The 26,785-nt window shown below is 68.9% G+C and carries 19 protein-coding genes and 4 pseudogenes; 10 read left to right on the top strand and 13 right to left on the bottom strand.

What is annotated here, in order from left to right:
• Window positions 1-3: 3 nt before the first annotated feature.
• Genes GA0115234_RS04005 through GA0115234_RS04025 form a run of 5 tightly spaced genes read left to right on the top strand, consistent with a single transcriptional unit; the run spans window position 4 to window position 6,328 of the window.
• Window positions 4-1,032: a MupA/Atu3671 family FMN-dependent luciferase-like monooxygenase gene (locus GA0115234_RS04005; RefSeq protein WP_093539514.1), complete on the top strand. Its 1,029-nt coding sequence runs from the start codon at window positions 4-6 to the stop codon at window positions 1,030-1,032.
• A complete protein-coding gene (locus GA0115234_RS04010; RefSeq protein WP_093539440.1) occupies window positions 1,025-1,885 on the top strand; it encodes a class I SAM-dependent methyltransferase in 861 nt (286 codons plus the stop codon). Before GA0115234_RS04005 ends, GA0115234_RS04010 begins: the two co-directional genes overlap by 8 nt.
• Window positions 1,882-3,669, top strand: coding sequence for a non-ribosomal peptide synthetase (locus tag GA0115234_RS04015; protein ID WP_093539441.1), 1,788 nt, complete (start codon window positions 1,882-1,884; stop codon window positions 3,667-3,669). Before GA0115234_RS04010 ends, GA0115234_RS04015 begins: the two co-directional genes overlap by 4 nt.
• Window positions 3,666-4,976, top strand: a complete 1,311-nt coding sequence (locus GA0115234_RS04020) for a condensation domain-containing protein (protein WP_161275567.1) — start codon at window positions 3,666-3,668, stop codon at window positions 4,974-4,976. The genes GA0115234_RS04015 and GA0115234_RS04020 overlap by 4 nt, the downstream gene beginning before the upstream one ends.
• Window positions 4,973-6,328, top strand: coding sequence for an MFS transporter (locus GA0115234_RS04025; RefSeq protein WP_093539443.1), 1,356 nt, complete (start codon window positions 4,973-4,975; stop codon window positions 6,326-6,328). The genes GA0115234_RS04020 and GA0115234_RS04025 overlap by 4 nt, the downstream gene beginning before the upstream one ends.
• Before the next feature lie 207 nt (window positions 6,329-6,535).
• Here GA0115234_RS04025 and GA0115234_RS44265 read toward each other — a convergent pair.
• The 6 genes and pseudogenes from GA0115234_RS44265 to GA0115234_RS04055 all read right to left on the bottom strand — a co-directional run.
• Window positions 6,536-7,309 (bottom strand): annotated as a pseudogene (locus GA0115234_RS44265) (MFS transporter); the annotation flags it as partial.
• Entirely contained in the window at window positions 7,303-7,617 is a 315-nt protein-coding gene (locus GA0115234_RS04035; RefSeq protein ID WP_141718387.1) for an MFS transporter, read from the bottom strand. The gene GA0115234_RS04035 and the pseudogene GA0115234_RS44265, both read right to left, overlap by 7 nt.
• 273 nt (window positions 7,618-7,890) lie before the next feature.
• The gene (locus tag GA0115234_RS04040; RefSeq protein WP_343335930.1) at window positions 7,891-9,396 is read right to left on the bottom strand and encodes a sensor histidine kinase; all 1,506 of its coding nucleotides are present in this window, start codon (window positions 9,394-9,396) and stop codon (window positions 7,891-7,893) included.
• 35 nt (window positions 9,397-9,431) lie between these two features.
• Window positions 9,432-10,166, bottom strand: coding sequence for a response regulator transcription factor (locus GA0115234_RS04045; RefSeq protein ID WP_176729064.1), 735 nt, complete (start codon window positions 10,164-10,166; stop codon window positions 9,432-9,434).
• Window positions 10,167-10,197: 31 nt separating this feature from the next.
• The gene (locus GA0115234_RS04050) at window positions 10,198-11,745 is read right to left on the bottom strand and encodes a streptophobe family protein (protein WP_141718388.1); all 1,548 of its coding nucleotides are present in this window, start codon (window positions 11,743-11,745) and stop codon (window positions 10,198-10,200) included.
• Between the two features lie 91 nt (window positions 11,746-11,836).
• Window positions 11,837-14,056 carry an MMPL family transporter gene (locus tag GA0115234_RS04055; RefSeq protein WP_093539448.1) on the bottom strand — a complete coding sequence of 740 codons (2,220 nt, stop codon included), beginning with the start codon at window positions 14,054-14,056 and terminating at the stop codon, window positions 11,837-11,839.
• Between the two features lie 379 nt (window positions 14,057-14,435).
• On the opposite strand from GA0115234_RS04055, the gene GA0115234_RS04060 reads away from it, so the two are divergent.
• The gene (locus GA0115234_RS04060; RefSeq protein WP_370803777.1) at window positions 14,436-15,923 is read left to right on the top strand and encodes a sulfatase family protein; all 1,488 of its coding nucleotides are present in this window, start codon (window positions 14,436-14,438) and stop codon (window positions 15,921-15,923) included.
• A 524-nt stretch (window positions 15,924-16,447) separates the two neighbouring features.
• Here the strand turns inward: GA0115234_RS04060 and GA0115234_RS04065 are convergent.
• The gene (locus GA0115234_RS04065) at window positions 16,448-16,819 is read right to left on the bottom strand and encodes a hypothetical protein (RefSeq protein ID WP_343335931.1); all 372 of its coding nucleotides are present in this window, start codon (window positions 16,817-16,819) and stop codon (window positions 16,448-16,450) included.
• Window positions 16,820-16,903: 84 nt separating this feature from the next.
• Here GA0115234_RS04065 and GA0115234_RS04070 point away from each other — a divergent pair.
• The 4 genes and pseudogenes from GA0115234_RS04070 to GA0115234_RS04085 all read left to right on the top strand — a co-directional run.
• Window positions 16,904-17,261, top strand: a pseudogene (locus GA0115234_RS04070) (transposase family protein); the annotation flags it as partial.
• 4 nt (window positions 17,262-17,265) lie between these two features.
• Window positions 17,266-17,907, top strand: a complete 642-nt coding sequence (locus GA0115234_RS04075) for an RNase A-like domain-containing protein (RefSeq protein WP_237541073.1) — start codon at window positions 17,266-17,268, stop codon at window positions 17,905-17,907.
• 403 nt (window positions 17,908-18,310) lie between these two features.
• Complete coding sequence (locus tag GA0115234_RS43215; protein ID WP_237541074.1) at window positions 18,311-18,514, top strand: hypothetical protein; 204 nt, start codon at window positions 18,311-18,313, stop codon at window positions 18,512-18,514.
• A gap of 58 nt (window positions 18,515-18,572) precedes the next feature.
• Window positions 18,573-18,752 (top strand): annotated as a pseudogene (locus GA0115234_RS04085) (hypothetical protein); the annotation flags it as partial.
• A 566-nt stretch (window positions 18,753-19,318) separates the two neighbouring features.
• On the opposite strand, the gene GA0115234_RS42190 reads toward GA0115234_RS04085, so the two are convergent.
• The 6 genes and pseudogenes from GA0115234_RS42190 to GA0115234_RS04115 all read right to left on the bottom strand — a co-directional run bounded on the left by GA0115234_RS42190 (window position 19,319) and on the right by GA0115234_RS04115 (window position 26,256).
• Window positions 19,319-19,459: a hypothetical protein gene (locus tag GA0115234_RS42190; RefSeq protein WP_176729065.1), complete on the bottom strand. Its 141-nt coding sequence runs from the start codon at window positions 19,457-19,459 to the stop codon at window positions 19,319-19,321.
• A gap of 123 nt (window positions 19,460-19,582) precedes the next feature.
• Window positions 19,583-19,982: pseudogene (locus GA0115234_RS04095) on the bottom strand (transposase); the annotation flags it as partial.
• Window positions 19,983-20,136: 154 nt separating this feature from the next.
• Window positions 20,137-20,457: a hypothetical protein gene (locus GA0115234_RS04100; protein WP_093539453.1), complete on the bottom strand. Its 321-nt coding sequence runs from the start codon at window positions 20,455-20,457 to the stop codon at window positions 20,137-20,139.
• Between the two features lie 17 nt (window positions 20,458-20,474).
• Window positions 20,475-25,151, bottom strand: coding sequence for a putative T7SS-secreted protein (locus GA0115234_RS04105; RefSeq protein WP_176729066.1), 4,677 nt, complete (start codon window positions 25,149-25,151; stop codon window positions 20,475-20,477).
• Window positions 25,151-25,753 carry a hypothetical protein gene (locus GA0115234_RS04110; RefSeq protein ID WP_093539454.1) on the bottom strand — a complete coding sequence of 201 codons (603 nt, stop codon included), beginning with the start codon at window positions 25,751-25,753 and terminating at the stop codon, window positions 25,151-25,153. The genes GA0115234_RS04105 and GA0115234_RS04110 overlap by 1 nt, the downstream gene beginning before the upstream one ends.
• Complete coding sequence (locus GA0115234_RS04115; protein WP_176729067.1) at window positions 25,750-26,256, bottom strand: SseB family protein; 507 nt, start codon at window positions 26,254-26,256, stop codon at window positions 25,750-25,752. Before GA0115234_RS04115 ends, GA0115234_RS04110 begins: the two co-directional genes overlap by 4 nt.
• Window positions 26,257-26,785 lie beyond the last annotated feature (529 nt).

Raw genomic sequence — 26,785 nt, forward strand, 5'->3', positions numbered from 1 at the left:
GGCATGGACTTCGGCCTCTTCTACTTCGCCAGCGACAGCGCGGAGATCACCGGGCCCCGGTACCGGCTCCTGCTGGACGGGGCGCGGTTCGCCGACGCCCACGGCCTGGCCGCGGTGTGGACGCCGGAACGGCACTTCCACCCCTTCGGCGGCCTGTACCCGAACCCGGCGGTGACCGGGGCGGCGGTCGCCGCCGTCACGGAACGCGTGGCGATCCGCGCGGGCAGCGTCGTGGCGCCGCTGCACCATCCGCTGCGCATCGCCGAGGAGTGGGCCGTCGTGGACAACCTCTCCGCCGGGCGGGTCGGGGTGTCCTTCGCGTCCGGCTGGCACGCGGCGGACTTCGCGCTGCGCCCGGAGGCGTACGCGGACCGCAGGAAGCTGATGACGGACCAGGTGCGGCTGGTGCGGGAGCTGTGGCGGGGCGCGTCGCTCACCCTGCCGGACGGGACCGGAACCGAGCGGAAGGTGTCCGTCCATCCCCGGCCGGTGCAGCCGGAGCTGCCGACCTGGATCACCAGCGCGGGCGGTGTGGAGACCTTCCGGGCCGCCGGGGCCATGGGGGCGGGCATCCTGACCCACCTCCTCGGCCAGGACCTGGACGACCTCGCGTACAAGATCGGCGAGTACCGCGCGGCGGGCGGCCGCCATGTGGCCCTGATGGTGCACACCTATCTGGACGACGACGAGGAGCAGGTCAGGGAGCTGGTGCGGGAACCGCTGCTGCGCTATCTGCGCGGCTCGCTCGGGCTGTTGCTCGGCTCGGGGCTGGACGGCAGACGCCGGATCGATCCCGCGAAGCTGCACCCGGCCGACCTGGAGTTCCTGGTACAGCGCTCCTTCGACCGCTACGTGGACGACTGCGGCCTGCTCGGCTCACCGGCGACGGCGGCGCGCGGGATCGAGCGGCTGCGCGGGATCGGGGTGGACGAGATCGCCTGTCTGATCGACTTCGGGCTGCCGGCCGGGACCGTCCTGAAGGGTCTCGAACGGATAGCCGACCTCAACGCCCGGGAGCAGGCCCATGGCTGACCACGTCGAGAAGACCGTGCGGCTGGACGACCCCGGCTTCGCCGCGGCGGTCGGCCGGCTGCGGGTGCCGGGCATGGGCACCGAGGCGGTCGCCCCCTTCCTCGCCGGACTGATCAGGATGACGCGGCCCCGCCGGGTCCTGGAGGTCGGGATGGGCTACACCACCCCGTTCCTGGCGGCGGCGCTGGCCGGGGCCCGGGAGGAGGCCGACCAGGAGTCACGGCTGCTCGCCGCCAAGACCCGGCCGTATCTGAGCGGTGGAACACCGCTGGACGACGACTGGCTGCGCGCCGAGCCGGCGCTCGCGGCCCCGGCCGCCCATCTGGAGCCGTACCGGCCGCGGTTCGTGGCGGTGGACGACCGGTCGATCCCCGAGTCCTCCGCGGACCGGGTCGAGGACGTGCTGGACGGACTCGGGCTCGCCGGGCAGGTCACCGTCGTGGACGCGCCGCTGCGCGAGGCGGACGCCGCGCTGCCGCCGGACTTCGAGCCGATCGACCTGGCGTGGGTCGACGCGTGGGACTGCCTGTACTTCCTGGACCACTTCCTCGACCGGATCGATCCGGCGGGCGGGGTCGTGGTGCTGCACTACCTGATGACCTATCCGGAGGGCGAGGCGATCCTGCGCTATCTCGCCGGACTCCAGCGGGCACGGCCGGGCGAGCTGGAGGTCATGAACCTCCTGGAGTCGCACAAGCTCCGGCAGAACAGCGTCACGATGATCCGCCGGACCGCCGTCGCCGCACCGCGGCTGGCCGGTCCCGGCGGCCGGATCCGGTACGACGGCGAGCTGCGCGCGTGCGCCGCGGCGCACGCCGAGTCCCTCGACAGAGAAGCGGAGAACGACGAATGAGCATCCTGCGCGGCGCCACGACCCCCTATCCGCACGACGCCTCCATCCCCGCGGTCTTCGCCGAACAGGTGCGGGCCCGGCCGGACGCACCGGCCGTCGTGGACGGCGACCACAGCCTCACGTACGCGGAGCTCGACGTCCGGTCCGACCGGCTGGCGCGGCTGCTGCGCGGCCGGGGTGTGACCGACGGCGCCCCGGTGGGCGTGCGGCTGGAACGCGGGCACGGCCTCGTCACGGCGGTGCTCGGGATCCTGAAGGCCGGCGGCGCCTACGTACCCGTCGGCCCCGGCCACCCCCGGGAGCGCCAGGAAGGCATGCTGGCCGCCGCCGGGGCGGCCGTGGTGGTCACGGCCGACGAACTGTCCCTGGCGGAGCGGGCGGACACGGGGGCCGCGGCCGGCCCGCCGCGGCCCGCGACGGGCTCCCGCCTTGCCGCGTACGTCCTGTTCACCTCCGGCTCCACCGGCCGGCCCAAGGGCGTCGTCGTCGAGCACCGCTCGGTGCTGCGTCTGGTCCGCGGCGCCGACTACATGGAGTTCGGCCCGGACGAGCGCATCGCCCAGGTGGCCGACTCCTCCTTCGACGCCTTCACCTTCGAGGTGTGGGGAGCGCTCCTGAACGGCGGCACGGTCGTCGTGATCCCGACCGCGACGGTGCTGACACCAGGAGCACTGGGCAAGGCCCTCGCGGAGCACCGGATCAGCTCGATGTTCCTCACCTCAGCCCTCTTCACCACCGTGATGGCCGACCGGCCCGACAGCTTCGCCGGCCTGCGCAACCTCCTGGTCGGCGGCGATGTCCTGAACGTCGCCGCGGTGCGCCGCCTGCTCGACGCGGAACCGTCCGCCCGCCCGGCCCGGTTCGTCAACGCCTACGGTCCGACCGAGACCACCACCTTCGCCGTCTGCGGCAGCGTGACCACGCTTCCCGAGGACGCCCGCTCGGTGCCGATCGGCCGGCCCGTCGCCCATGCCGACTGCTACGTCCTCGGCGAGGACCTGGAGCCGGTCGAGGAGGGGTCGACCGGCGAGCTGTTCATCGGCGGGCCGGGCGTGGCCCGGGGCTACACGGGCCGGCCGGAGCAGACCGAGGAACGTTTCCTGCCGGATCCGTACGCGACGGAGGACGGCGCCCGCATGTACCGCACCGGGGACCTGGTGCGCGTCCTGGCGGACGGGCGGCTCGACTTCCTCGGGCGGGTCGACGACCAGGTGAAGATCCGCGGCTACCGGGTCGAGCCGGGCGAGGTGACGGCGGCCCTGAGCCTGCACCCGGAGGTCCGCGAGGTGGCGGTGGTCGCCGACGACTCGGCGGGCGAACGGCGGCTCGTGGCCCATCTGGCCCCGGCCGTCCCCGGCGGGTCACCGACCGGGCTGCGGGAGTTCCTGGCCGGCCGGCTCCCGGAGTGGATGATCCCGTCCGCCTTCGTGGTCGTCCCCGCGCTGCCGCTGACGACCAGCGGCAAGGTGGACCGGGCGGCGCTGGCGGCGGTCCCGGCGGGCGGCGAGGGCGGGGCCGCGGTGTCGCCCCGGAGCGGTCTGGAGCGGGACCTGGCGGCGCTCGCCGCCGAACTGCTCGGCCTGGCCTCGGTCGGCGTGACCGACGACTTCTTCGCGCTGGGCGGCCACTCGCTGCTCGCGATGCGGCTGCTGTCCCGGACCAACGACGCCTTCGGGGTGCAGGTGGGGCTGGGCGAGTTCCTCTACGACCCGACGGTCGTCCGGCTCGCGGCCGAGGTGTCCGCGCAGCTCCCGGCCGGGGCCTGCGACGGGGTGTCCCCGTGACCGGTGACCACCCGGTCTCCTGCGCGCAGAAACGGCTGTGGATCCTGGACCGGCTCCATCCGGACTGCCCGGCCTACACCGTTCCGCTCGTCTACCGGATCAGCGGGCGGCCGGACGTCCGGGCCCTGGAGGGGGCGCTGACCGAGCTGGTCCGGCGGCACGAGGTGCTGCGGACCGGCTACCGCACGGCCCGGGGCGCCGTGCGCCAGACCGTCCGGCCCGCGGAGCCGGTGGCGGTCCCCCTCGTGGACCTGACCGGACACGAGGACCCGGCGGCCGAGGCGGAACGGCTCGGCGGAGGCGAAGCCCTCCGGCCGTTCGACCTGAGCGACGGCCCGGTGCTCCGGCCCCTGCTCCTCACAACGGCCCCCGACCGTCACACACTCCTTCTGACACTCCATCACATCGCCTGCGACGGCTGGTCGCTCGCCGTGCTGGAGAACGAGCTCTCGACCTGCTACGAGGCTCTCACGACAAACCGGACCCCCGAACTGCCGCCGCTGACCGAGCAGTACACGGACTTCGCCCGGTGGCAGACGGACCGGGTCGCGGGCAACGCCCTGAACCGCTCCCGCGACCACTGGAGCAAGCACCTCGACGGCATCCCGGCGTCGGCGGGCCTGCCGTCCGACCACCCCCGCCCGGCGGTGTGGAGCTTCGCCGGCGCCCATGTGCCGTTCACGGTCGGCCCGGAGGTGGTCGAGCAGGTCGCTCTGCTGGCCCGCGCCTGCGGCACCACCCCGTACGCCGTGCTGCTCGCCACGTTCGCCGCCCTGGTCCGCGAGGAGGGCGGTGGTCCGGAGGCCGTGGTCGGCGCTCCGGTGGCCCTGCGGGAACGGGAGAGCCACTTCTCGCTCATCGGCATGTTCGGCAACACGGTCGTCCACCGGCTGGCGGTGCCGGACGGGACGGCCTTCCGCGACCTGGTACTGCGGGCGCGCGACGAGAGCCGCGGCGCCCTCGCCCACCAGGCGCTGCCGTTCGAGCTCCTGGTGGAGGAGCTGAACCCGGCACGGGACCCCGGCGCCAATCCGCTGTTCCAGCTGATGTTCAGCTACCAGCCGGCGGCGCCGCCCGGCCTGCGGCTCGCAGACTGCCGGGTCACCCGCCGGTTCGGGGACACCCGGACCGCCAAGGTCGACCTGTCCCTGTCGCTCACCCGGGAAGGCGCGGGCTGCACCGGACGCCTGGAGTACAGCACCGACCTGTTCGAGGAAACCACCGCGCGACGCCTCGCCGCGCGATACCTCACCCTGCTCACCGAGTTCACCTCCCAGCCCCTACGAGCCATCGGATCGATACTGTGACCGCGACCCCACCCGACACCGGGCCCCCGTCCCTGCTGCGCCACCGCGACTTCATGCTGCTGTGGAGCGGCCAGACGGTCAGCGAGATCGGCTCGACGATCACCCCGTTCGCGCTGCCGTTCATCGCCGTCACCGCGCTCGACGCCTCGAACTTCCAGGCCGGTCTGCTCACGGCGCTCGGTTCACTGGCGTTCCTGCTCGTCGCGCTGCCCGCGGGCGTGGTGGTGGACCGGGTCGCCCGGCACCGGCTGATGATGTGGTGCGACGTACTGCGCGCCGTGGTCATCGCGACGGTGCCGGTGGCCTGGTACCTGGACACACTGACGCTGACCCACCTCTGTGCGGTGGCGCTCGTCACGGGCTCCCTGACGGTGTTCTTCGACGTGGCGTACCAGAGCTATCTGCCCGTCCTGGTCGAAACGGATTCACTGATCGACGCCAACGGCAAACTGGGCACGACCAGTTCGTCGGCGGCCACGCTCGGCCCCACCGTGGCGGGCGTCCTGGTGGCGGCCTTCGGCGGGGCCCGAGCGCTGGCCGCCGACGCGGTGTCGTTCCTCGTCAGCGCGGTGTCGCTGTTCCTGATCCGGACACCGGAACCGAAACCGGCCCGCCCGGAGGGCCCGCGGCCGTCGTTCCGTCAGGACATGGGCGAGGGACTCGGGTTCGTACTCCACCATCCGGTGCTGCGCCGGATCGTCGCCTGCACCGGAACGGTGAACCTGTTCGCACACATGGCCCTGGCGATGGAGATGCCGTTCCTGATCAGAGTCCTCGGGCTCTCCCCCGGCCGGGCCGGTCTGCTCCTCGCCCTCGGGCCCGTCGGCGGCGTGGTGGGCGGACTGCTCGCGGGCCGGCTCGCCCGCGCCGTCGGCTCGGCCCGGATCATCTGGCTGGCACCACTGGCACTCGGCCTGCCCTCCTTCCTCACCCCGCTCGCGTACCCGGGTTGGCGGGTGGTCCTGTACGGGATCGGCTGGTTCTCCTTCACCTTCGGCGCCGTCGTCTACAACACCGCGCAGGTCACCTACCGCCAGCGAATCTGCCCGCCGGAGCTGCTCGGCCGGATGAACGCGGCGGTGCGCTGGATCGTCTGGGGCACCATCCCGCTGGGCGCCCTCCTCGGCGGCACGTTCGCGACCTGGTACGGCCTGCGCGCCACCCTGTGGATCGGCCTCATCGGTTCGAGCCTCGGCGGACTCTGGGTGCTCTTCTCCCCCCTGCGCAACCTGCGCGATGTGGAGCCCGCTCCGGCCGGGGCGGAGACCAATACCGAGGCCGACACCGAGATCGAAGCCGGGACCGAGGCCGGGTCCGAGTCCACGGCCGGGTCCGGAACCGAGGCCGGTTGACCCCACCACGCCCCACAGCTGGACCGGGCGGGGTCGCTCCGCCCATCGGACCGTGCGGGGTACCACCAGCCCGACACAGAGGAAGAGCCCTCCCAGCGGAAGCCAGCCAGGTGTGCCCGCCTTGAGGCAGGCCCAGGCCAGAAGCGAGGGTGCGGCAACACTCGTCAGTCCACTGCCGAAGCGGAAGACACCCGAGTACTGCCCCTGGGCATGCGCGGGGGCCAGGTTGTAGCGCGGCTCGAACGAGCCTGCCGGGTACAGGAGTTCACCCAGGGTGTGGACGCCCACTCCGAGCAGGATCAGCAGCACCGCACCCCACGCGGGCAGGCCGGAGGCGAAGCCGATCAGGGCCAGCCCGGCCAGGAAGGCCCAGCCCGCACGGCGCCAGGCGCGTGCGGCGGAAGCGTTGCTGTCGACGTCCCGGCTCGCCCTGACCTGAAGGACGACCACCATGATGGTGTTGACCAGGACACTGGTTCCGACGAACCAGCGGGGCGCGTGGGTGTGTCCGACGATCCACAGGGGCAGGGCGAAGACCAGGACGGAGCCGTGCATCGCCATGATGCCGTCCAGTGCGGTGACCGCCATGTAGCGGTAGTCCTTCAACGCCGACCAGCGTCCGGCACCGGCAGGGGTCGGAACAGGAGGCAGGAAAGGAAGACGGGCCACGACGAAAGCCGTTGCCAGAAAGCTCAGGGCGTTGCCCAGGACCAGGCACAGATACGCGGCATGCGTATCCAACTGCACGACCAGCGCGGCCGGCAGGGCGCCGATGCTGGAGGCCAGGTTCACGGCAGAGCGCAGATAGGCGCGGAACCGGGCGGGTCGCTCACCGGCCAGGCCCCGCACAATGGGCCCGCGGGCCGCCTGGCCGGCCGAACTGGCGAGTTCGGTCAGGCAGACCACCGCCGTGAACAGCCAGAAGGTGTGGACGAGCACCAGCACCGCCATGGCGACGGCCCGCGCGGTCAGGGTCAGCATGTAGATCTCACGCGGCCCGCGACGATCGGCGATCCCCCGACCGGGACCCCGGACAGCAGTCCCACCAGGGCGCCCAGGCCCATGCCCAGGCCGACTTGGGACACCGGCAGTCCGACGGAGCGGGTGAAGAACACCGCCGCACTGAGCGTGAACACACCACTGCCGAGCATATTGATGAAGCTGGCGGTCGCCAGCGTGCGCCGCGGACCACGCTCAAGCAGAACGCCATGCGCAACGAGCCAGGACGCCTTGTCTCCCCGGCTTTCGTCGGACGGTTCCTCGGACACACGATTCGCCGCATCTGCCATCGGCATTCCCCCAACGCCCGATCACCGTCTCCTGCAACACGTGGGCAGCGCACACGACTTCTGCAAACCGACACCGCCACCGACGAGCGAGTACGAAAAGGCGAGGACATTCAGGGAAAGGCTTCAGGCCCCGGGGAAGAGTCACACGAAGACCGGGAACAACCCCCACGGCAAACGGCGTTCACATTGATGAGAACGTCACCGAGAACAGGTCGCAACCAGCACGATTACCCCCAGCCCGCAGCCTCGGACACGCGTGCGACCCACATCAGGTCAGGGTCCGATGCGCAGCTGGGGCAGCAGCACTCTGAAACGGCAGCCTTCGCCCGGTGCTGAGCGCAGTTCTATCCGGCCGCCGTGCGCGGTGACGAGCGCGTAGACGATGGCGAGCCCGAGCCCGGAGCCCCCGCCGGCCACGCGGCTTCGGGAGTTGTCCGCCCGGTAGAAGCGCTCGAAGACTCGCTCCTGTTCGTCCGGCGTCAGGCCCGGTCCACCGTCCTCGATCTCCAGTACGGCATGGCCGTCGAGGGAGCCGACGCCGATGCGTATGTCGCTGTCGGGCGGTGTGTGGTTCAGCGCGTTGCCGACCAGGTTGCTGACCACTTGGCGCAGCCGCGCCTCGTCCGCGAGCGCCGGAGCCGAGGTGGCCTTCCCCGCGTCGGGACCGGTCAGACCGACGGACCGGTTCGGGGCCATGGCCCGGATGTCGTGCAGGGCGTCGACGGCGAGGGTGCGCAGGTCCATGGGGGCCAGGTCCAGCGGGTACGGAGTGGGGGTTCGCGGTGCCGACCGCGTCAGGAAGTTGCTCTCGTCGAGTTTCGCGAGCAGCAGCATGTCCTGGACGAGCCTGCCCAGGCGTTCGGACTCCCGGGCGATGCGTTCCATGGTCTCGTCGACATTCTTCCGGGTGGGCAGGGCGCCCATGCGGTAGAGGTCCGTGTAGCCCTTGATACCGACCAGCGGGGTGCGCATTTCGTGACTGGCGTCGGCCACGAACCGACGCATCCGCGCCTCCGCTTCCTCCCTGGCCTGAAAGGCGGTCTCGATCTGGACGAGCATCCCGTTGAGCGAGGCCGTGAGCCGTCCCGTTTCCGTACGCGGTCCGGCCAGTGCGGGCACGCGGCGGGACAGGTCGCCGTGGGCGATGGCCGTGGCGGTCTCCTCGATACGGGTGAGGGGGCGGAGTCCCGATCGCACGGCGAGCCAGCCGACCGCCGTGAGGAGGCAGACCAGGACGCTGCCGACCGTGGCGGAGATGCTCCGGATCTCGTTCACGGTGTCGTCCACTTGGCTGAGAGAGGCCGCCACGATCACATTGCCGGGTCCTTCGTAGGCGTCGGAGGGGCCGTTGGGAGCCCGGTGAGGCACCGCGATGGCCCGCCACCGCCCCGAACCGTCCTGGGAGTCGACGGTGAACGGTCTGCCCTGGCGCGCGACCACGGCATCGGTGTCGAGAACCGGCAGATCAGGACCACCGCCGGGCGGCGCCTTCTCCGGGCGGAGCGTGTCCAGGGCTTCCCCCTGATCGTCCGCGTACAGGACCACGAGGCCACTGAACTGATTCCACTGCGAGGGGAGCGGTTGGCCCTCCAGGGGTTCCAGGGCGGTGGCGGGGAGCCGGGCGCAGATCTCCGTGGTGATCCTGAGCCGGGAATCGGCCTGCTTCATCAGGTAGCCGTCCAGCGCGTTGATCACGAAGAAACTGTTGGTCAGCAGGCCGACGGCGAGCAGCGTCGCCGAGAGGAACAACAGGCGGGCACGGAGGGAATACCGATTCACGGCCAGACGGACCCTGGAACTCGCCATACGCAGGATCACGCGCGAGGGCCGCGCATGACGTAGCCGATCCCGTGGACCGTGTGGATGAGCTTCGGACCCCCGTTGTCGATCTTGCGCCGCAGATAGCTGATGTAGTTGTCCACGATGCTGGGGTCTCCGCCGAAGTCGTAGCGCCAGACGTGTTCCAGAATCTGCGGCTTGGTCACGGTGCTCCCCGGGTTCGAGAGGAGGAAGTGCAGGAGCCGGAATTCGGTGGGAGAAAGCCGGATCGGGACTCCCGCTCTGGTGACCTGATGCCCCTCCGGGTCGAGTTCGAGGTCGGCGATCATCAAGGTCGCCCGGGGGTTTCCCTTGGTTCTGCGCAGGATGGCCTGGATGCGGGCGATCAGCTCTTCGAGGTCGAACGGCTTGGTGACGTAGTCGTCGCCACCCAGGAGGAGTCCGTTGACCTTGTCCTGGGTGGCTTCCCGGGCGGTGAGGAAGATGACGGGAATGGGGCCGAGGCGGTCGGTGGCCGCCGGGTTCGGCTGCTCCCGCAGGCGCCGGATGACTTCGAAGCCGTCCATGTCGGGCAGCATGACATCGAGCAGCACCAGGTCCGGCGGGTGCTGCGCCGCTCTGTCCAGGGCCTGCTCGCCGTTGGCGGCGGTGTCCACGGTGAAGCCCGCGTAGCGCAGGGCGGTCGGCAGCAGCTCGCGGACGGTCTGTTCGTCGTCGACGACGAGCAGATTCCCGCCGGTGGCCGGAAGGGGAGTGGTCATCCTCGGCATCCTGGACAGCAGTGGTCGCCTCGCGGCGCGGTCATGAGTTCTTGGCTGCGGCGTCCCGGGGCCGTGGACGCTCCGGATCCGATGACGGACCCGGACGGTTCTTCGCCCCGGATACCGCGGGGGATCGCCGCATCCGGCGGAGCCGGCAAAGACGGTGGAGATGGCTTCCGGCGTACCCCGCGGCGCCGCCGAGGATGCTGCCGGTGAGACAGGCCAAGAGCCAGTCCCCGCCCAGGTCTGCCTCGGCACCGCCCATCTGCATGCCCATGATACTGATGCCGAAGGTGCCGGAGGCTGTGGTGAGCCAGGAGAACAGCACGGTGCACAGGGATGTGATGACCCCGATGCGCATCGCGATCCGCAGATGGAAGCCGAGCAGGGCGTTCGCCGCCGCGCGTGCGGTGGGGACAGGCGTGCGGGCTGTGGTCCGGTAGCCGCAGACGAGCAGCACGGTGAGCAGCAGGGCAAGGCCGATGGCCCACAGGGGAATGCCCGCGACCGCGATGTCCATGACGTTCTTGACGCGGGGCGGGGGCGAGGGGGCGGCCCCGCCCTGGCCGAACATGGCCCCCATTCCCCCACCCTGGCCTTGTTGCCTCTGCATGGTGCCCTGCCAGGCGGAACCTGCCCCGGCGGTCAGGAGGACGGTCAGGAGGTTGGGCGCGAGGAGCAGGAGCGCTCCGCCGGCCTTCGCAGCGGCGCCCGGCATCTCGCGGCCGGTGAGCGGCAGGGCGACCAGCACGGCGGACAGCGCCGACGGGATGAGAACCAGGACCAGGAGGACTCCGGAGACCGCCGAGGTGGCGGGGTTCCATCTGCGCCGGATCCCGGACATCGCCAAGGAGCGCGGCAGGCAGGTGCGGCGGGCGGCGACGCAGCCGATGCCCAGGACGGCGAGCATCCAGACGAGCCCCTGGACGGCCACCGTGGCGGTGTCGACATCGACGGCGATGTCCTTGATGGCGTCGCTGAGGACCTGCCCGCCACGGCCGCCGCCTCCTCTGCCCTGCCCGAGCTTCTCGGTCACGGATTCCGGTAGCCGCAGCTTCCCGGAGGCCTGGGAGGAGGCCACGGCGAACGCCGTCACCCCGGCGACCACCGCTCCGCCGAACCGGGCCCCGAACAGCGCCCCGCCGGGCCTGCCGCGCCCCTTGAGCGGCCGGAAGAAGAGCGTGGCGAGCACCACGGAGCCGACGAGCGTGAGCGTCAGCGGCATGAGGTCGATGCCGCCGGCCACCTCCAGCTTCATGCCCCCGGCCCCTCCCCCGCCGCCCAGGAGACCGGCCAGGCCGCCGCCGGGGGCATCACCCCCGCCCACGGCGCCGCCGCCTCCCGACGACAGCGTCAACGTGCCGCCCACAGCCATGCTGACGATCATCGGCACCAGCAGGCTCAGCGACCCGGCCGATTCGGCGTGCAGGCCCTTCAGCGCCGCGTACGCGAGTAGCGTCATCACGGCGACGGCGGCTGTGGCGGCGGCCGCTCCTTCCAGGATGTGGCGGGTGACGGTGCCCGGGGCCTTCGGAACGGACGCCTTTTCAGAAACCGTCGCTTCCGCTGCCGCCTTCGTCGCTCTCATCGTCTTCGCATTTCTCGTAGTCTTCGCCGTCTTCGCTGTCTTCGCCGTCTTTGTCGGGGCAGCCATCGCAGGCTCTCTCCGTCCCGGGCCGTCAGGAATGGGCGCCGGGATGAGCGGCGATCTCGTCGTGTGCGTCCTCGGCCCGCAGGTCGTCCCCCTCGATGTCCACACGGGGCAGTACGGCTTCGAGGCGAAGCGGCAGCCACCACGACGTGTCGCCCATGAGGGCGAGTACGGCGGGGACAAGGGTCATCCGTACGACGAAGGCGTCGATGAACACCGCGGTGGCCAGGCCGAACCCGATGGTCTTCACCATCTGTTCGTCGGACCCGACGAATCCCGCGAACACGGCGATCATGATCAGCGCCGCGGCCGTGACCACCCGCGCGCTGTGGCGGAATCCGGTGACGATCGCCTCGTGAGCCGTGTGGCCGCCGATGTACGCCTCGCGGATACGGGTCACCAGGAACACCTCGTAGTCCATGGCAAGGCCGAAGACGATTCCGACCATGAAGATCGGCATCATCGACATCACGGGCCCGGGGTCGGTGACCCCGATCAGCGAGGAGAGCCAGCCCCACTGGAAGACCGCGACGACGGCCCCGAGCGAGGCGGCGACGGAGAACAGGAACCCCAGGGCGGCCTTGAGCGGCACCGCGAGGGAGCGGAAGACCATGATGAGGAGCAGGAAGGCGAGGCCGACGACAAGAGCCAGGTAGGGCAGGAGCGCGTCGTCCAGCTTCTGAGACACGTCGATGTTCATCGCCGTGCTGCCGGACACCATCAGCCGGCCGCCGGACTCGCCCATGACGTCGCCGCCTTCGTCACGGATGGCATGGACCACGCCCTCGGTCTCGGCGCTGCCCGGCCGGGACTCCGGGATGACGGTGATCATCGCCGTGTCACCGGCCTCGTTGAAGCGGGGCGGGCTGACGGCGGAGACGCCGTCGACGTCCTTCAGGACGGCGGACACCTCACTGACGGCCTGCTTCGGGTTGTCGCTGTCCTCCACGTCCGCGACGGCGAGCAACGGCCCGTTGAAGCCGGGGCCGAAGTTCTCCGAGATCAGGTCGTACGCCCTGCGCTGCGTGGTGCTCTCCGGCTGGGAGCCCTCGTCGGGCAGCCCGAGCTGGAGGGACGCCGCGGGGACAGCCAGTGCGCACAGCGCGATCACCCCGACGACGAGCACGGCCACGGGGCGGCGGATGACGAATGCCGCCCAGCGGCTGCCCATGTTCCGTACTGCCGCGGCGCTCCCCGCGTCCTCGACGGCCTCGGCGCGTGCTGCCTCGTGCCGAACCCGGGGCGCTGTGATCCGGCGTCCGGCGATACCGAGGAGCGCGGGCACCAGGGTCAGTGCGACGAGCACGGCCAGGACGACGGTCCCCGCCGCCGCGATGCCCATCTTCGTCAGCAGCGGGATGTTGACCACGGCCAGACCGGCGAGTGCGATCACCACGGTCAGACCGGCGAAGACGACCGTCGATCCCGCGGTGCCGAGCGCCCGCCCGGCCGCGTCCTCCGGGCGCCGGCCCTCTGCCAGTTCGCTGCGGTAGCGCGACACGATGAACAGCGCGTAGTCGATGCCCACGGCCAGGCCCAGCATCATGGCGAGCACGGAGGTGGTGGAGTCCAACTGGAGCGTCGAGGCCAGTGCGGTGATGGAGCACACGCCGATGGCGACACCGACGAGCGCGGTGACCAGCGGCAGCCCGGCGGCGAGCAGCGAGCCCAGGGTGAGCAGCAGGACGACGGCCGCGACGGCGAGACCGATGGCTTCGGCGGCGTGCGAACCCTTGCCGCCCTTCTGCGTCGCGCCTCCGACCTCGACCGTCATCCCCGACCGCGAGGCTTCGCCCACCGCGTCGCCGAGCTCGCCACGGGAGACCTCCGACAGTTCGGCCGCGGAGACCCGGTAGCTCACCTGCGCGTACGCGGCGGCCTGGTTGGCGCTGACGGCCTTCGCCTTGAACGGGTCGGTGACCTGGGCGACTTCGGCCCCGGAGGCGAGTGCCTCGACCGCGGTCCCGATCGCTTCACGCAGGGCCGGTTCAGTGATCCTGTGGCCCTCGGGGGCCTTGAAGACAACCCGTGCCGTTGCTCCGTCGGCCTTCTGTCCCTCGAAGCGCTCGTCGATCAGATCGTAGGCGCGCTGGGATTCGGTGCCGGGCATGGCAAAGCTCGTGGGACCGGAAGCGGGGGCCTGCGCGGCGGCCATGCCGCCCAGGGTGAGAAGCGAGATCCACAACAGGACCACGAGATAGCGGTACCGGAAGGCGAACCGGCCGAGTTTGTAGAGAGTGGCTGCCACACGTGGCTCCTGGAAGGGGAATGGGGCGATCTGGGGACTGCCGGAACGAATGACCGTGCGGGCGCTGCTCGTCGGGTCCTTGCCCTGCACGTGGAGTCCCCGGCGAGCGGCACGTGCTCGAAGCGGCCCATGCCGCGCCGGGGTGTCGTCATCCGTCGGCGTGGCTGCACTCTCGCAACCCCACATGGCTGCTTCCGGGGAATTCCTGGGAGTTTCCTGGAAATCGCAGGTCACTCCTGTCCCGAATTGAGCTGGTTACCGGATGATTTCACCGTCACCGCCGGCCGAGAACTCCCAGAGAACGCACAGAACCTGGCGACGCCGAATGAAACGGCGCCGTCCACCGCGACCAGACTCTTTCCCAGCACCACATAGCGTCTTGCCCGGTAGACCGGTAGAGGAGCGAACTGTGTCCCAGCCTGAACAGAAGCTGTCCCGCCGAGCGTTCGGCGGCGCCGTCGGAGCGGGAGCGGCTGTCGCGATAGCCGGTCTGCCCGCCACCGAGGCCCAGGCCGCGGCGAGCACGCGGTCCGCCGCCGAGGAACGGCCCTTCCGGGCCTCGCCTGACCGCAAGTCCAAGAGGCCGAACCTGCTCTACGTCCTCGCCGACGATCTCGGTTGGGCCGATCTCTCCTGCTACGGCTCGCCCCACATCAAGACCCCGAATCTCGACCGACTCGCCGCGCAGGGCGTGCGGTTCACCGATGGCTACGCCGGGTCGTCCACCTGCTCGCCCACCCGGCTCAGTCTCTACACCGGTCGCTATCCGGGGCGTACGGAGGCCGGGTTGGAGGAGCCGATCATCGAGAAGTCCACCGTCGGTCTCGAACCCACCCATCCCACGCTGGCCTCGCTCCTGGGCGGAGCCGGGTACACGACGGCGATGATCGGCAAGTGGCACTGCGGCTTCCTGCCCGAGTACTCCCCCACCAGGTCGGGCTGGGACGAGTTCTTCGGGAGTTTCGGGGGCGCCCTGGAGTACTACTCGAAGCTCACCAGCGACAGGCGGTACGACCTCTACGAGGGCGAGACGCCCTACAAGGACCTGCGCTACTACACCCGGATCCTCACCGAGCGGGCGAGCGAGTTCATCGGGCGCGACCACGACAGGCCGTGGCTGCTCAACCTCAACTACACGACCGCCCACTGGCCTTGGATCGCCGAGGGCGACACGGAGGAGGCCGCGCGGCTGGAGAAGCTCGTCCTCGAACTGCCGCTGGAACAGGCTCAGCTGGCCCTCGCGCACATGGACGGCGGTTCCCTGGACAAGTACCGGCAGATGGTCGAGAGCCTGGACCGTTCCGTCGGCGAGGTCATGCGGGCCCTCAAACGGTCGGGGCAGGACCGCGACACGGTCGTCGTCTTCTCCAGCGACAACGGCGGCGAACGGTACTCCAACAGCTGGCCGCTCAGCGGCAGCAAGTACGCGCTGCAGGAAGGCGGAATCCGGGTGCCGACCATCATGCGGTGGCCGGCCCGGATCCACGGGCACCAGATCAGTCACATCCCCGTGTTCACTCCGGACTGGACCGCCACCTTCCTCGACACCGCCGGGGCTCGCCCCGACCCGGCCACCCCTCTGGACGGCGTCAGCCTCACCGGATACCTGCTGCGCAACGAGCAGGCACCCGAGCGGGACCTCTTCTGGCGCACCCGTGAAGAGCGGGCGCTACGTCGCGGCAAGTGGAAGTACTACCGCGCGACGAAAGCCAAGTTCCCGCACAAGAACGGCAAGGACGCGCTCTACGACCTGGAGCAGGACCAGCGGGAGTGCGCCGACCGGTCGGCGCACGAACCGGAACTGGTGGCCGAGCTCGCAGCGGCCTGGGAGAAGATCGACGCGGGCCTTCTTCCCTACCCCGCATAGGAGTTGGAGACGTCCTTCCTCACAGAGGACACCACCGCCCTCTGCCACTCCGACGGCGACGGCGCGCTGCCGCGCAGCAAGCAGCACCGCCACGCCTTCGAGGGCCGCGACCGGAGTGGACGAACGCTACGACATGGCCCGCATCCTCCACGCCGGCCGCCACCACCATCTACGCAACTCCCCCCTCGCCACCCCTGGGTGGGCACTCACCGGCGACAAGCACCATCCGCCCGAGTTCACTGGCCTGTTGAACGACGGCAACGAAGGCGTGCGCCACGGGGCGGCGCAAGGACTCCTCCCTCTCGGACACGATGCGGCCCCACTCCGAACCGGACATGCAGCAGCACGTATTCATCAACGGACCATCGCTGCTTCCGGAAGCCCCTGAGCGACCGCCCCGCCCGAGTGCCGATCTCCGCCAGGTCTCCGCAATGACAGCCCTCGGGAACTGCCCTCTTCACTTCACATGGCCTGCATGGTCGGCTAAGGACTGTCCGTAACTGCTGGGAGACAGCTCGCGGCGGTCAGCAGAAGATGAGCTCGACTTCCTTCTCCAAGCAGTACTTCATGACCGTGACCAGTTGGCGCACGTCGTCGATGCGTCGCTCAAGGACGGGGTCCCCGTCCTCGTGTCGCCGCTGGTCGGTGATTGCTTCCAGCCTGGGCAGCATGGCCGCGCATTGAGCGGGCCCGAGAGAGCCGTTGTCGTCCGGATGGTCGAGTAGCGGTGCCAGCGTGGTGGAGACGCTGCTCCACATGCGGTCTCCACCGAATCCGTTCATCTCCGCAAGCGTGAACCCTTCCGCCTGGGCCAGCCACTCCCTGAACACGTTGAAGCCGGTGTAGGACCAGGAGACGTCTGGGCTGGTCACGTCGTCGTCTCCGGGGGAAAGCATGAGCCCCATCCTGTTCCTCCTTGCTTGCCCGGTGCCCAGGATCAGTCGCGGGAAGACGTGTCGGCAACTGAAATGATCTGTCGTATGGCTGGTGTGATCACGGCGTCGGAGCCCTCGTGGATAGCCCCGTTCACCGGGCTGAGCCCGCGCGCCTTTGCCAAGCTGATGACGGTTCTGCGGCGCGAGGGTGCAGACGCGGTCCGCAGGAGCCGGCCGTGGAGCCTGCCATTGGAGGACCGGGCCCCGCTGGTCGCGACGTACCGGCGCACGAACCTGACCATGCGCCAACTGGCGGCCCTCTTCGGGGTTTCCAAATCGGTGGCGGACCGAATCATCGTTCACCTCGGGCCAATGCTCGCCCTCCAGCCCCGCGAGCGGTTCGCGAAGGACACCGTGCTGATCGTCGACGGCCCTGGTGCCCACCCGGGATCACGCTGTCGCCGCGCATGGAGGCGCTGAGGGAGCCACTGGACGAGGCTTTCCGGAGCGCACCCAAGTTCGAGGCCGGCGTAGCCCGTTCGCACGGCTTCGGTACCCGGGCGCTAGAGGATTTCAAGGACTCGAAGGTCTGGCTGAAGGTCGATTCAAACGGCAACTACGACCTGAACCTCGCCGCCAACGAATACATGGCGAACGTCCATACTTTGGACAAGCACGTCGGCAAGACGGACGAGCAGCTGGCGCAGCGCCTGCGTGACCAGCAGTCGGGCGGCCCGACAACGGCCTGGCCACACGGCAGGCCGATGCCCAGCGGCTCCTCCGCCTTCCCGAACTACCAGCGCGCCGAGGAATCGACCGAGCGTAACCTCAACACGAACAGGGCCGCCATCAAGGCATGGATCAAGGGGCCTCCGCCGGCCTCCGACGGCGACGTCAAGTCGTTCTACGACACGGTGCCGAGCGGCGAGACCAGCGGGCGCAGCGTGAGCAAGCAGCCGGTGGACCCCAACGACCCGCTGTCCGGGTACAAGCAGGGCGGTCTGAATGCCAAGGCGTACGACGTGAGCGGCGTCGACACGCGTCTCCGCTACGACAGCAGCCGCAACCCTCCGTTCACCGTCATGACGTCGATGCCCTCCAAGTCCTAACGAAAGCCGAGAAAGGCCAGCACCACATGTCAGTCGACCAGACGTCCTGGGAAGCCGCGGTACGCCACTTGCACGAGGACGCCTATCCGTACGACGCCACGGGCTCGCGTCGCCACGAGAACTGGGTCCTCGATGTCCTTGCTCTGATGGCACGGGTCCCGGACCCCCGCGGCTGGGCCGGCCTCGATGCGGCTGGGCTGGCCTCGATAACGCAGCTCGGAGCCCGGAGCGCGAGGCGTCCCCCACGTATCCCTTCGTCGCTCACCCGCCGGAGTACATCGCGAGGCGTCTCCAGGATATCGATCGGGACAGTGCCGAGAACCTGCTCCTCGCCCTTACGGACGACGGCTGCGCCCTGTCCAACCTGAGTCGCTTCACCGAAGGCGAGGAGGAGCTTCGGGCGATGGCGCGCACGATCCTCGCGCGCTACGGGGACACCGCCAGTTTCCACACCAACATCAACAAGCCCGGTTACGTGAGCGGCACACTCGACTTCACATCGTCGGGCTGGGCATACAGCCCGCTGAGCGTGTACTCGGAGGACTACGGCCTGATCGTGGTCTCGGACACCGAGGTGGGCATGTTCTGGAACTTCTCCGACTACTGAACCGTCTGCCACCCGTAGGAGCCCGGCTCCTGACGAGGTGATTTGAGAGGATGCCCCCGTGCTGACCCGTTCCGCCTCCTGTCCCGACCGGGAAACCGCCCAGTGGGCCACCCAGCAGGTGGTGACCGTCGACAAACAAGCCGTCCACCGCTGGCTCGCCCAGAACACCCGAGTCCGCCTCACCCGTGAGGCAGCCTGGCCGTCCCCTGAGGAGCCCGTGGGTCGGGTCCAGCTGGAGGAGACGCCGACGCAGGCGATCCGCAGTGCGGCAGGAGTGACATAGGCCGTCCGGGAGCGCTTCGGACGGCCTGGGCGACCGTATTCTCGGTGCGCTCATAGGCCCAACGGGCCATCAAAGCCAGTGTCACTTGAGCGTCAAGAGCGTTCGCCAGACAGTCACCGCGACAACCTTCGATACTGCCCTCACTCCAAAAGCGCAGGTCACAGCGGTTCGGGCTGACCGACCTGTTACTCAGGGGGAAACAGGTCGAGAAACGACCCTGATACAGAAAGCCGCAGGTCAGGCCTCCTTCTTCACCGGCTCCAGAATCGCCACGCACTCCACATGATGCGTCATCGAAATCACGTCATGGAAGGCGAGTGCCGACATAAGCACAGGTCAGCACTGGTTTCGGCCACCTTGATCAGCCTGGCGAACACCCCAGAGCGTCAAACGAGCGTCACGACCATACCCATCAGCGTTTCCATCGGGCCGACCGGGCGGACAGCGACCACAGCCTCCTCGCCGGCCTCCGCCGCGCCTGCCTGCAGACAACCGCCGGCAGGTCCACCACGGTTCTGGCATCACAGGTTTCCGTAGTCCTCCACCAGGTAGCCGATGAGCGAGAGCAGGGCGTCGATACGGTGCCGGTCCTCGCGCTGGGCACGCAGGGCCTGATGGACCTCCCGGAGCCGGGCCGGCGCGGCAGGCTCGCGGTCCTGCACCTCTTCGAGCAGTGGATCGGTGGATCAGGTCCAGGCAGGAACTGAGCAGCCTGCGGGTGGCCGGGGACGGCGGGGCGGGGAGCAGCATAGGCGTCCGTCAGATGGCGCGCGGGATCAGTGAGGCTCCGCTGTCTGCGACCAGCCCGGCCGCCTGGCAGCGCTCGGGTCGGCAGCCCAGGTGCGCGGAATGTACAACTCCCGATCCACCGCCGTGTGCCCGCGGGCGCTAGCGTAGACGAGGTAGACGGCGACCTCGGAGTTCTCGATCAGGCCGGCGGGGCCGGTGTACTGGCGCTGGCCTCCGACGGTGCGGGCGCCCTTCTTCACGTCGCCGGTCTCGCCCACGACCAGTACCCGCCGCCTCGTCGTGGAGATGCTCGACGACGTATTCGCACACGTCATCGCGCACCGCATCGGCGTCCCAGGATGCCCGGCACAACAGATGCTGCATGCCGTGCGGGGTCTTCTTCCCGGCCCGCAGCTGGGGCTCGACCCTGGCGAACCGGCCCGCGATGCGGCCCATGGCCACCTCGAACGCCTCCCGCCAACAGCCGGTAACGTACTCAAACGCCTCTTCGTCACCGGGTCATGGATCCCACATTCCCTCGCCTCGGACACAGCAGTAGCCTGACCACGCCGCCCAGCCTCGCTGAACAGCTCATCCTCCGGGACCCTGCTCAGCTTTCAATCAAGTCGTCGATGTATTCGCGGAGTTCAGATGGCAGCCCCCCGAGTCGGATCTCCCGCAGCTGTGCTACATGGTCAACGCCGACATGACCGGTTGACATCAATTCGAGGATGGCGTGGAGCTCGGCCTCCAGGGTCGAGTTCTCCTTCTCGGAAGCCGCAGCCGCCGCCAGCAGCGTAGCCAACGAGGAAGCCTGAGCGGGCAAATAGGTGCTCAAATGATCGGTGACTTCGTCGGCCGCGCGTTCACGCACCGCTGATTCCGCGTCCAGGACCTTGCGCGCCATGTCGATAAATTCACGGGGTTCCATGTGCCCAACCTGTTTGATCAATACGGCAGTGGATACTGACTCGGCCAGGGGATATGCGTACCGTTGGCCGCATCCGGATTGTGATGCGGACTATTCGGGTTGTGGACTTGTCGATGGTACAAACTTCCTGCCTCATCTTGGTATTTTCCACCGATCGAGATCCGGTAGACGTCCCCATTCGCTGCATTCGAGCCCGCCGGGGCAGTTCCGTCCTTGTCATGCACCCGGAGTCGAACGGTGTTTCCCGTCTCAGGGTCTTTCCACTTGTATTCGACTCCCTTTTGCGCGCCACCGTTGGCGTCCGGTGTGAGTACTCGCTTTTCGGCGTCACCAGGAACGATATCAAGCGGGTTGTGATTCCTCAGGTCCCAGCCGCCGTCCTTGATACGAGGCGGGCAGGGACTCAGACCGAGCGGATCGACCCATGCATGCGGGTTGAGCACGTATGCGACGGGATTGGGCGAGGGCTCCAGGCCGAGCGGGTCCGAGGTCAGGTACCGGGCTGTCGCAGGGTCGTAGTGACGGAAATAGTTGTAATGCAAGCCCGTTTCGGGGTCGTAGTACTGCCCTGGGAAGCGTAGCGGCGTGTAGGTGGTGCTGTTCGCGGCCCAGGTGGTCATGCCCCAGAGCGTGCTCTGTGTGCGCCACGCGATCCGGCCCTCGTCGTCGACGAGTTCGCTGGGTGTGCCCGTCAGATCCGTGACGATGGCGAAGAAGCGCGAGTCGATCTGTTCCTGCGGGGCATCGGCGGTGGTGATGCGTTCTCTCTGAGCCAGGGGCTGCAGGCCCTGGTGGTCCCAGGTGAGGGTGACCGGGCGGGGCAACTCGGTGGACATGGTGGTCTGCTCGCACAAGGTCGTTTCGTCCCAGGTGAACACCACCCGTTCGACGACGGTTTCACCGTCTTCCGCCAGGCGGAGTTTCGCGGTGCGGCGTCCCAGCGGGTCGTAGGTGTAGCGCCAGCGGGTGCCGTCTGGGGTGACGACCGAGGTGAGGCGGTCCTCGGCGTCCCACTCGTAGCGCCAAGTGTCCGGTTTGCGGGACAGTCGGGTCTTCTGCCTGAGGGTGATGCGGCCGAGGGTGTCGTGTTCGTAGCGGACATCGCCTGCACGGGTGATGCGGGTTCCAACGTAGGTGCGAGCGCCCACTGCCTCCTGGCCAGGGTGGCCCGGCGGCCAGGTTGCCTGGATTTGATTGTTGGCCTCATCGTAGGCGTAGGTCTCAGTCCAGTTGGCTGCGTGGACCGCCGTCACCCGGCCGATCGCGTCGAGGTCGAAGCGGCGGGAGCCGGAGAGATGATCGAGGATGCTGAGGAGGTGACCGTCAGCGCGGTAGGTGTACGCGCGCTGTTGGACCAGGCTGCCGTCCACCCCCGCCATCGCCTGGGTGGTCAGGCGGCCCAGGGTGTCGAAGGTGTGCTCCAGAGTCAGCGTCTCACCGATGCGGCGGGTCAGCTCGCGGCCGGCCTCGTCGTAGGCGAAGTCGATGGCCCAGCCGGAGGCCAGCATGCCGGTGCGGCGTCCGGCTGCGTCGTATGACCAGGTCGTTGATGCGCCGGACGGTGTCCTACGGCCCGTACGACGCCCCAACTCGTCGTAGCAGTAGGTCATCAGGCGGCCGTCGACTGTCTCCTCGCGCACCCGGCCGAATCGATCTCGCAGTACCGTCAGCGTGCTGCCGCTCGGTCCGGTGGCCTGCGCCACTTGATCGGTCAGATCGTAGATGTAGGTGGTGACCTCACCAGCCGCGTCCTTACGGAGCACCTGGCCCAGCTCGTTGCGTTCGAGCCGCACCGTCTGGCCCAGGGCGTTGGTACGGGAGACCAGTCTGCCCATGGCATCGCGGGTGTAGGTCAGAGTGCGGCCGTCGAAGTCGGTCTCGGAGGCCAGGCGCCCGGCCGCGTCGTACTTGTAATTCCACTTCAACCCCTGAGTGTTGACAACCTTCGTCAGCCGCAGCTCGGTGTCGTGCTCGAACTCGTGGCGCATCCCGTCCGCTCCGGTGCGGGCGGCGAGCAGATCGAAGTGGGTGTACTCGAACCGGGAGACACCACCCATGGGATCGGTGTGACCGGTGCAGTTGCCCTCACCGTCATACGTCCACGCCTCGCTCGCGCCGTCCGGGGCTGTACGGCGGGAGAGCCGGCCTTCCACGGTCCATTCCAAATGGATCGTGGCACCGGTCGGATCGGTGATGGCGACGGGACAGCCGAAGGCGTCGCGCTTGTAGCGGGTCACTGCGCCCAGCGGGTCGGTGACCACCGACGGCAGTCCGGCCCGGTCCCAGACAATGTGGGTGGTGTGGCCGAGCGGCTCGGTCACGGCCGTCAGGTGTCCGGCCTCGTTGTACGTGAAGCGGGTGGTCATGCCTGCCGGATCGGTCACCGAGGTTCGGTTGCCGCGCTCGTCGTAGGTCTGTCGGGTGATCGTCCCGTCCGCGCTTTTGACCCGCACCGGCAGGCCCAGGGCGTTGTAGTCGGCGGTCAGTTCCCGGCCGTCCGGGCGGATCACCGAGGTGAGGCGGCCGTACTCGTCGTAGGTGGAGCGGGTGATGTGTCCGAGGGGATCGGTGACGGACAGCAGCCGGTGGTAGCGGTCGTACTCGAAGCGGGTGACGGCCCCCAGCGCGTCGATTTCGGCTACCACTTGCGAGCGGTCGTTGATCACATACCGCTTGGTGTGGCCGAGGCCGTCAGTCATGGACGTCATGCGCAGGCCGGTGTCGGGGTCTGTATCGTCCCAGGTGAAGTGGGCTTCGAGGTGTCCGTTGGTTCCTGTCTGGTGCACGCAGCGGTCGTGTTCGTCGTAGACGTACTCGTAGCGGCTGCCGTTGGTGTCCGTCCATGACGTGATGCGGCCCAGTTCGTCGCAGCCGAAGCGCAGGGGTTTGCCGGAAGAGTTGGTGACTTCGGTGAGGTGGCCGTTGGTGTAGCCGTAGCGGAGGATTTCCTGGTCGGTGCCGTCGGGCGCGGCGCCCGCCAGGTGCAGGGCGGTGATCCTGCCGTCGTTCGTGGTGAGTTTCAGGTGGTAGCCGCCGTGGTGCACGATAGATGTCGGGGCACCTGACTCGTCGTACTCGAATGTGATCCAACGGCCGTTGCGGTCGTCGATCTGGACCAGGAGTGCCAACTCGCCATTGGGTTGGTCGACGAAGTGCCGGACGTGTCCGGTTTCCGGGTCGGTGATGGTGTAGCCGTCGACCACCCTGTCCAAAGGCCAGCGTCGACCATGTGTGGGCATGACGGGAACGCCGGGCGCGGGGTGCGGATAGGCCAGCAGGCTGCCCTCGTTGCAGCTGAACACCACGCCTTCCGGATCGATCTCGAGGCGCTGGTCAACTGTGCTCGACCAGCCGGATCCGAACCAGTGGCCGGCCCGGTATGAAGAGTCGAAGACGCGCTCGACGACAAGGGGCAGCGAGCCCGGGAGCACAATGTCCGTCTGAAGCAGCAGCATGCGCCCGGTCGCGACGTCGACCGGGTCTCCGGCGCACTTGACCTTGCTGCACTGCTGGGAGTTGAAGTCCGGGCCCTTCTCATGTCCGTGCCGGTTCTTGCCCTTCGGGCGTTCGAGGAGGTCCCTCATCCCGGCCCGCAGGCCGCCCCTGGCCAGGCCGCCGCCTTTGGTGCCGGCCAGTTCGGGGACGAGGCGGCCGATGAATTCGGTCGGGTCGCTCTTGGCGGAGTCCCAGGCATTCTTGAGTGCACGGTCGGGGTTGGCTCCGGCGGAGACGAGTCCGGCGAGCGTCATGTTGACGCCCTTGTAGTAGTCGGCCGGGTGGGTCAGGTTGTATGGGTCCGTCGGGCTCATCGAGCGGAGGAAGTTGACCAGCCCCGCGCCGCCCTTGATGACGCCGCCGCCGAAGTGGGCGAGTTCGATGCCCTGTCCCACGGCGTGGTCGTAGACCTCCTGCTTGAGCCGGTCCAGGCCGGTGGGCTCTTTCGGCGCGTGTGCCATCGCCGCGGTGACCGCGCCCTTGGCCGACTCGGCCGCCTCGTTGCGCGCCTGCCTCGCAAGCTGCAGCATCTCCTGCGCATGCTGCCGCTTGGCCAGCCCCGGATCGGAGAACTTCCCCGGATGCGGCAGCGGATGATCGGTGTTGCGGACCGCGTTGTACGCCGCCGCCTTCTCCCGGAACTCAGCGGCAGCCCTCTCGTAGTCCTGCTTGCCCTCCTTGTACAGGGCGATGGCCTCCCGGGCCTTGCCCTGAGCACTGGTCACCGTCCGCGCATACGTCTCCAGCGCCCTGGCCGCGTCCTCGAACGCATCCGCCGCACGCAGCCAGTCCGTCGGCAGGGCCTCGAACGCCCTCCGAAACGCGTCGGCGGCCTCACCTTTCCAGTGGCCGGAGTCGAGCTTCTTCATCCCGCCGCCGACAAGATCGAACGCCCGCTGGAAGTCCCGGAGGTTCTTCACCGTGGCAGCGATCTTCTCCGGCCTGCCATGGATTAGCTCGTCCGCGTCCTCACTCTGCCCGAGCTGCTTCTCACCGACTTCCGCACCCAGCGAGGACGCGGTCTCGTCGCCCCAGTCCTCGACCCCGTCGGCCCAGCCGTGCGCCCCGACCTTGTCCAGGCCCGCACCCAACATGTCAGTACCGGTGTCGACAACCTCGCCGGCGAACTCCTTGCCCTTGTCGAGCACACGGCCGGCCCCGTCGACCAGCCCGTCCCCGAGCCTCCCCCAGTCCACCATCAGTCCCCCTGCCCCCGCTCCGACCGCTCGGCCTCAAGGACCGCCTCACGCAACGCCGGATTAACCGTCCATGCATTCCCCGTGGGGTCCGGCCCCCCGATCCCCATCTCAGCGCCGGTGTCCCGCCAGACCTGGCTGACCTCCTCGGACGCCGCCAGCGCCGACCCCACACTGAAGTCCGGGTTGTCGTACATCGACTGGCTCCGGATCGTGTCCCAACTCATCTGCTTGACCTCGTCCTCGGACAGGTGCGGATTGCCGTTCAGCGAATTCACACCGATCTTGAACGAGTCTTTGACGTACTGCTCATGCTCCGCGAAGGAACCCGCCGACAGCCCGACCCCCACAGCGAAGTTGTTGCCCTTCTGCGTCAGAGCCCGCACACCCCACTCCCAACGCCCACAGAACGTCTCGAACTCCGCAGCCAGCCCGCCATGCCCCAACTCCAGCCCCGACAAGCCGAGATCCGAAAAACCACGACCCGCCGACGCCTCACCGACCATCCCGAGATCCTTCAGCTCGGCATGCGCCAGATCGATTCCCTTCGCAATCGCAGCCAACGCGTCAGGCGGCACATGAAGATCGGAACCGTCCCCGCTCACCCCACACCTCCGAGATCCACCGCCACCGAATCCGGCACGATCCCCGCCACCGGCGGGAACAACATGCCGTCCTCACTGCCCGCATCCAGCGCCACCCCCGCCGGCCCCGGCAGCATCGGCACCATCACATCCAGCAACCGCGCACCCAACACCGCCTGGTATGTCCACTCCCGCTCGGCATCCCCCCGGGCCTGCGCGAACCGGGCCAGCGCTTCCTCGTCCGAGAACGCACAGATCCAGCGCACCCCGCCCTGCGCCGCCGACCACAGATCCCCCGCCGCATCCAGCGGCACCAGCACCGTCGTACGCCGGAACTCCCCCAGCAACACTGCAAACTCACGCCGAGCCGCCGCTGTCCGACTTCCCTCCAGCGTCACGGCAGAGACCGGCTCCAATGCCTCACGCGGTGCCGTCGGCGCCTCGGGAGCAGGCCAGTCGGCCAAGTCAGCGATCTTCGAACGCCGAACAAGCGGCTCTGCTACGCCATCCCCGTCATCGAACACCCGCCGAATGCTGTCACGGCACGCTTCCCCCGAGCAACGAGCAAAAATGGCCAGCCAGTCATGACCCGGACCCGGCCAAGTCCACGCACTCCGAGACGGGTCCGAAAACGCCCCTGAGTAATGCTTCACCGATCCCTCGGCTCACCTTCACCCCGAAACCAGGCAGAAAGTGACGCCCCCGAGCCCCAGGATCGCGCCCGGGCCATTGTGGTCTTCCGGGCTCAGGCCGCTGAGGTCGGGCTGGAGGGTGGGGGACTTCGGCGACGGCTTCGCGCAAGGGTCGAAGATACCCTTCGAGTTCCTCGGCAACGTCTACTACGCCATCACCGGCCAGAACGGCGGCGCAGGACGCCTTCGTCGACAAGTACCTCCCCATTCGCGCCACCTAGCGCCTCTACCAAGCCCACCCGCCACAACGTCCACGAACCCGCTACGCGGCACGGCTCACCGGCTGCCCGGCCCGAAGCATCAAGGGCACCGAAAACCGAGCAGCCCGCCATGGCCCGAGATACCGAAATCGCCTCGTAAC

Source organism: Streptomyces sp. DvalAA-43, assembly GCF_900091725.1.
GTDB lineage: Bacteria > Actinomycetota > Actinomycetes > Streptomycetales > Streptomycetaceae > Streptomyces > Streptomyces pulveraceus.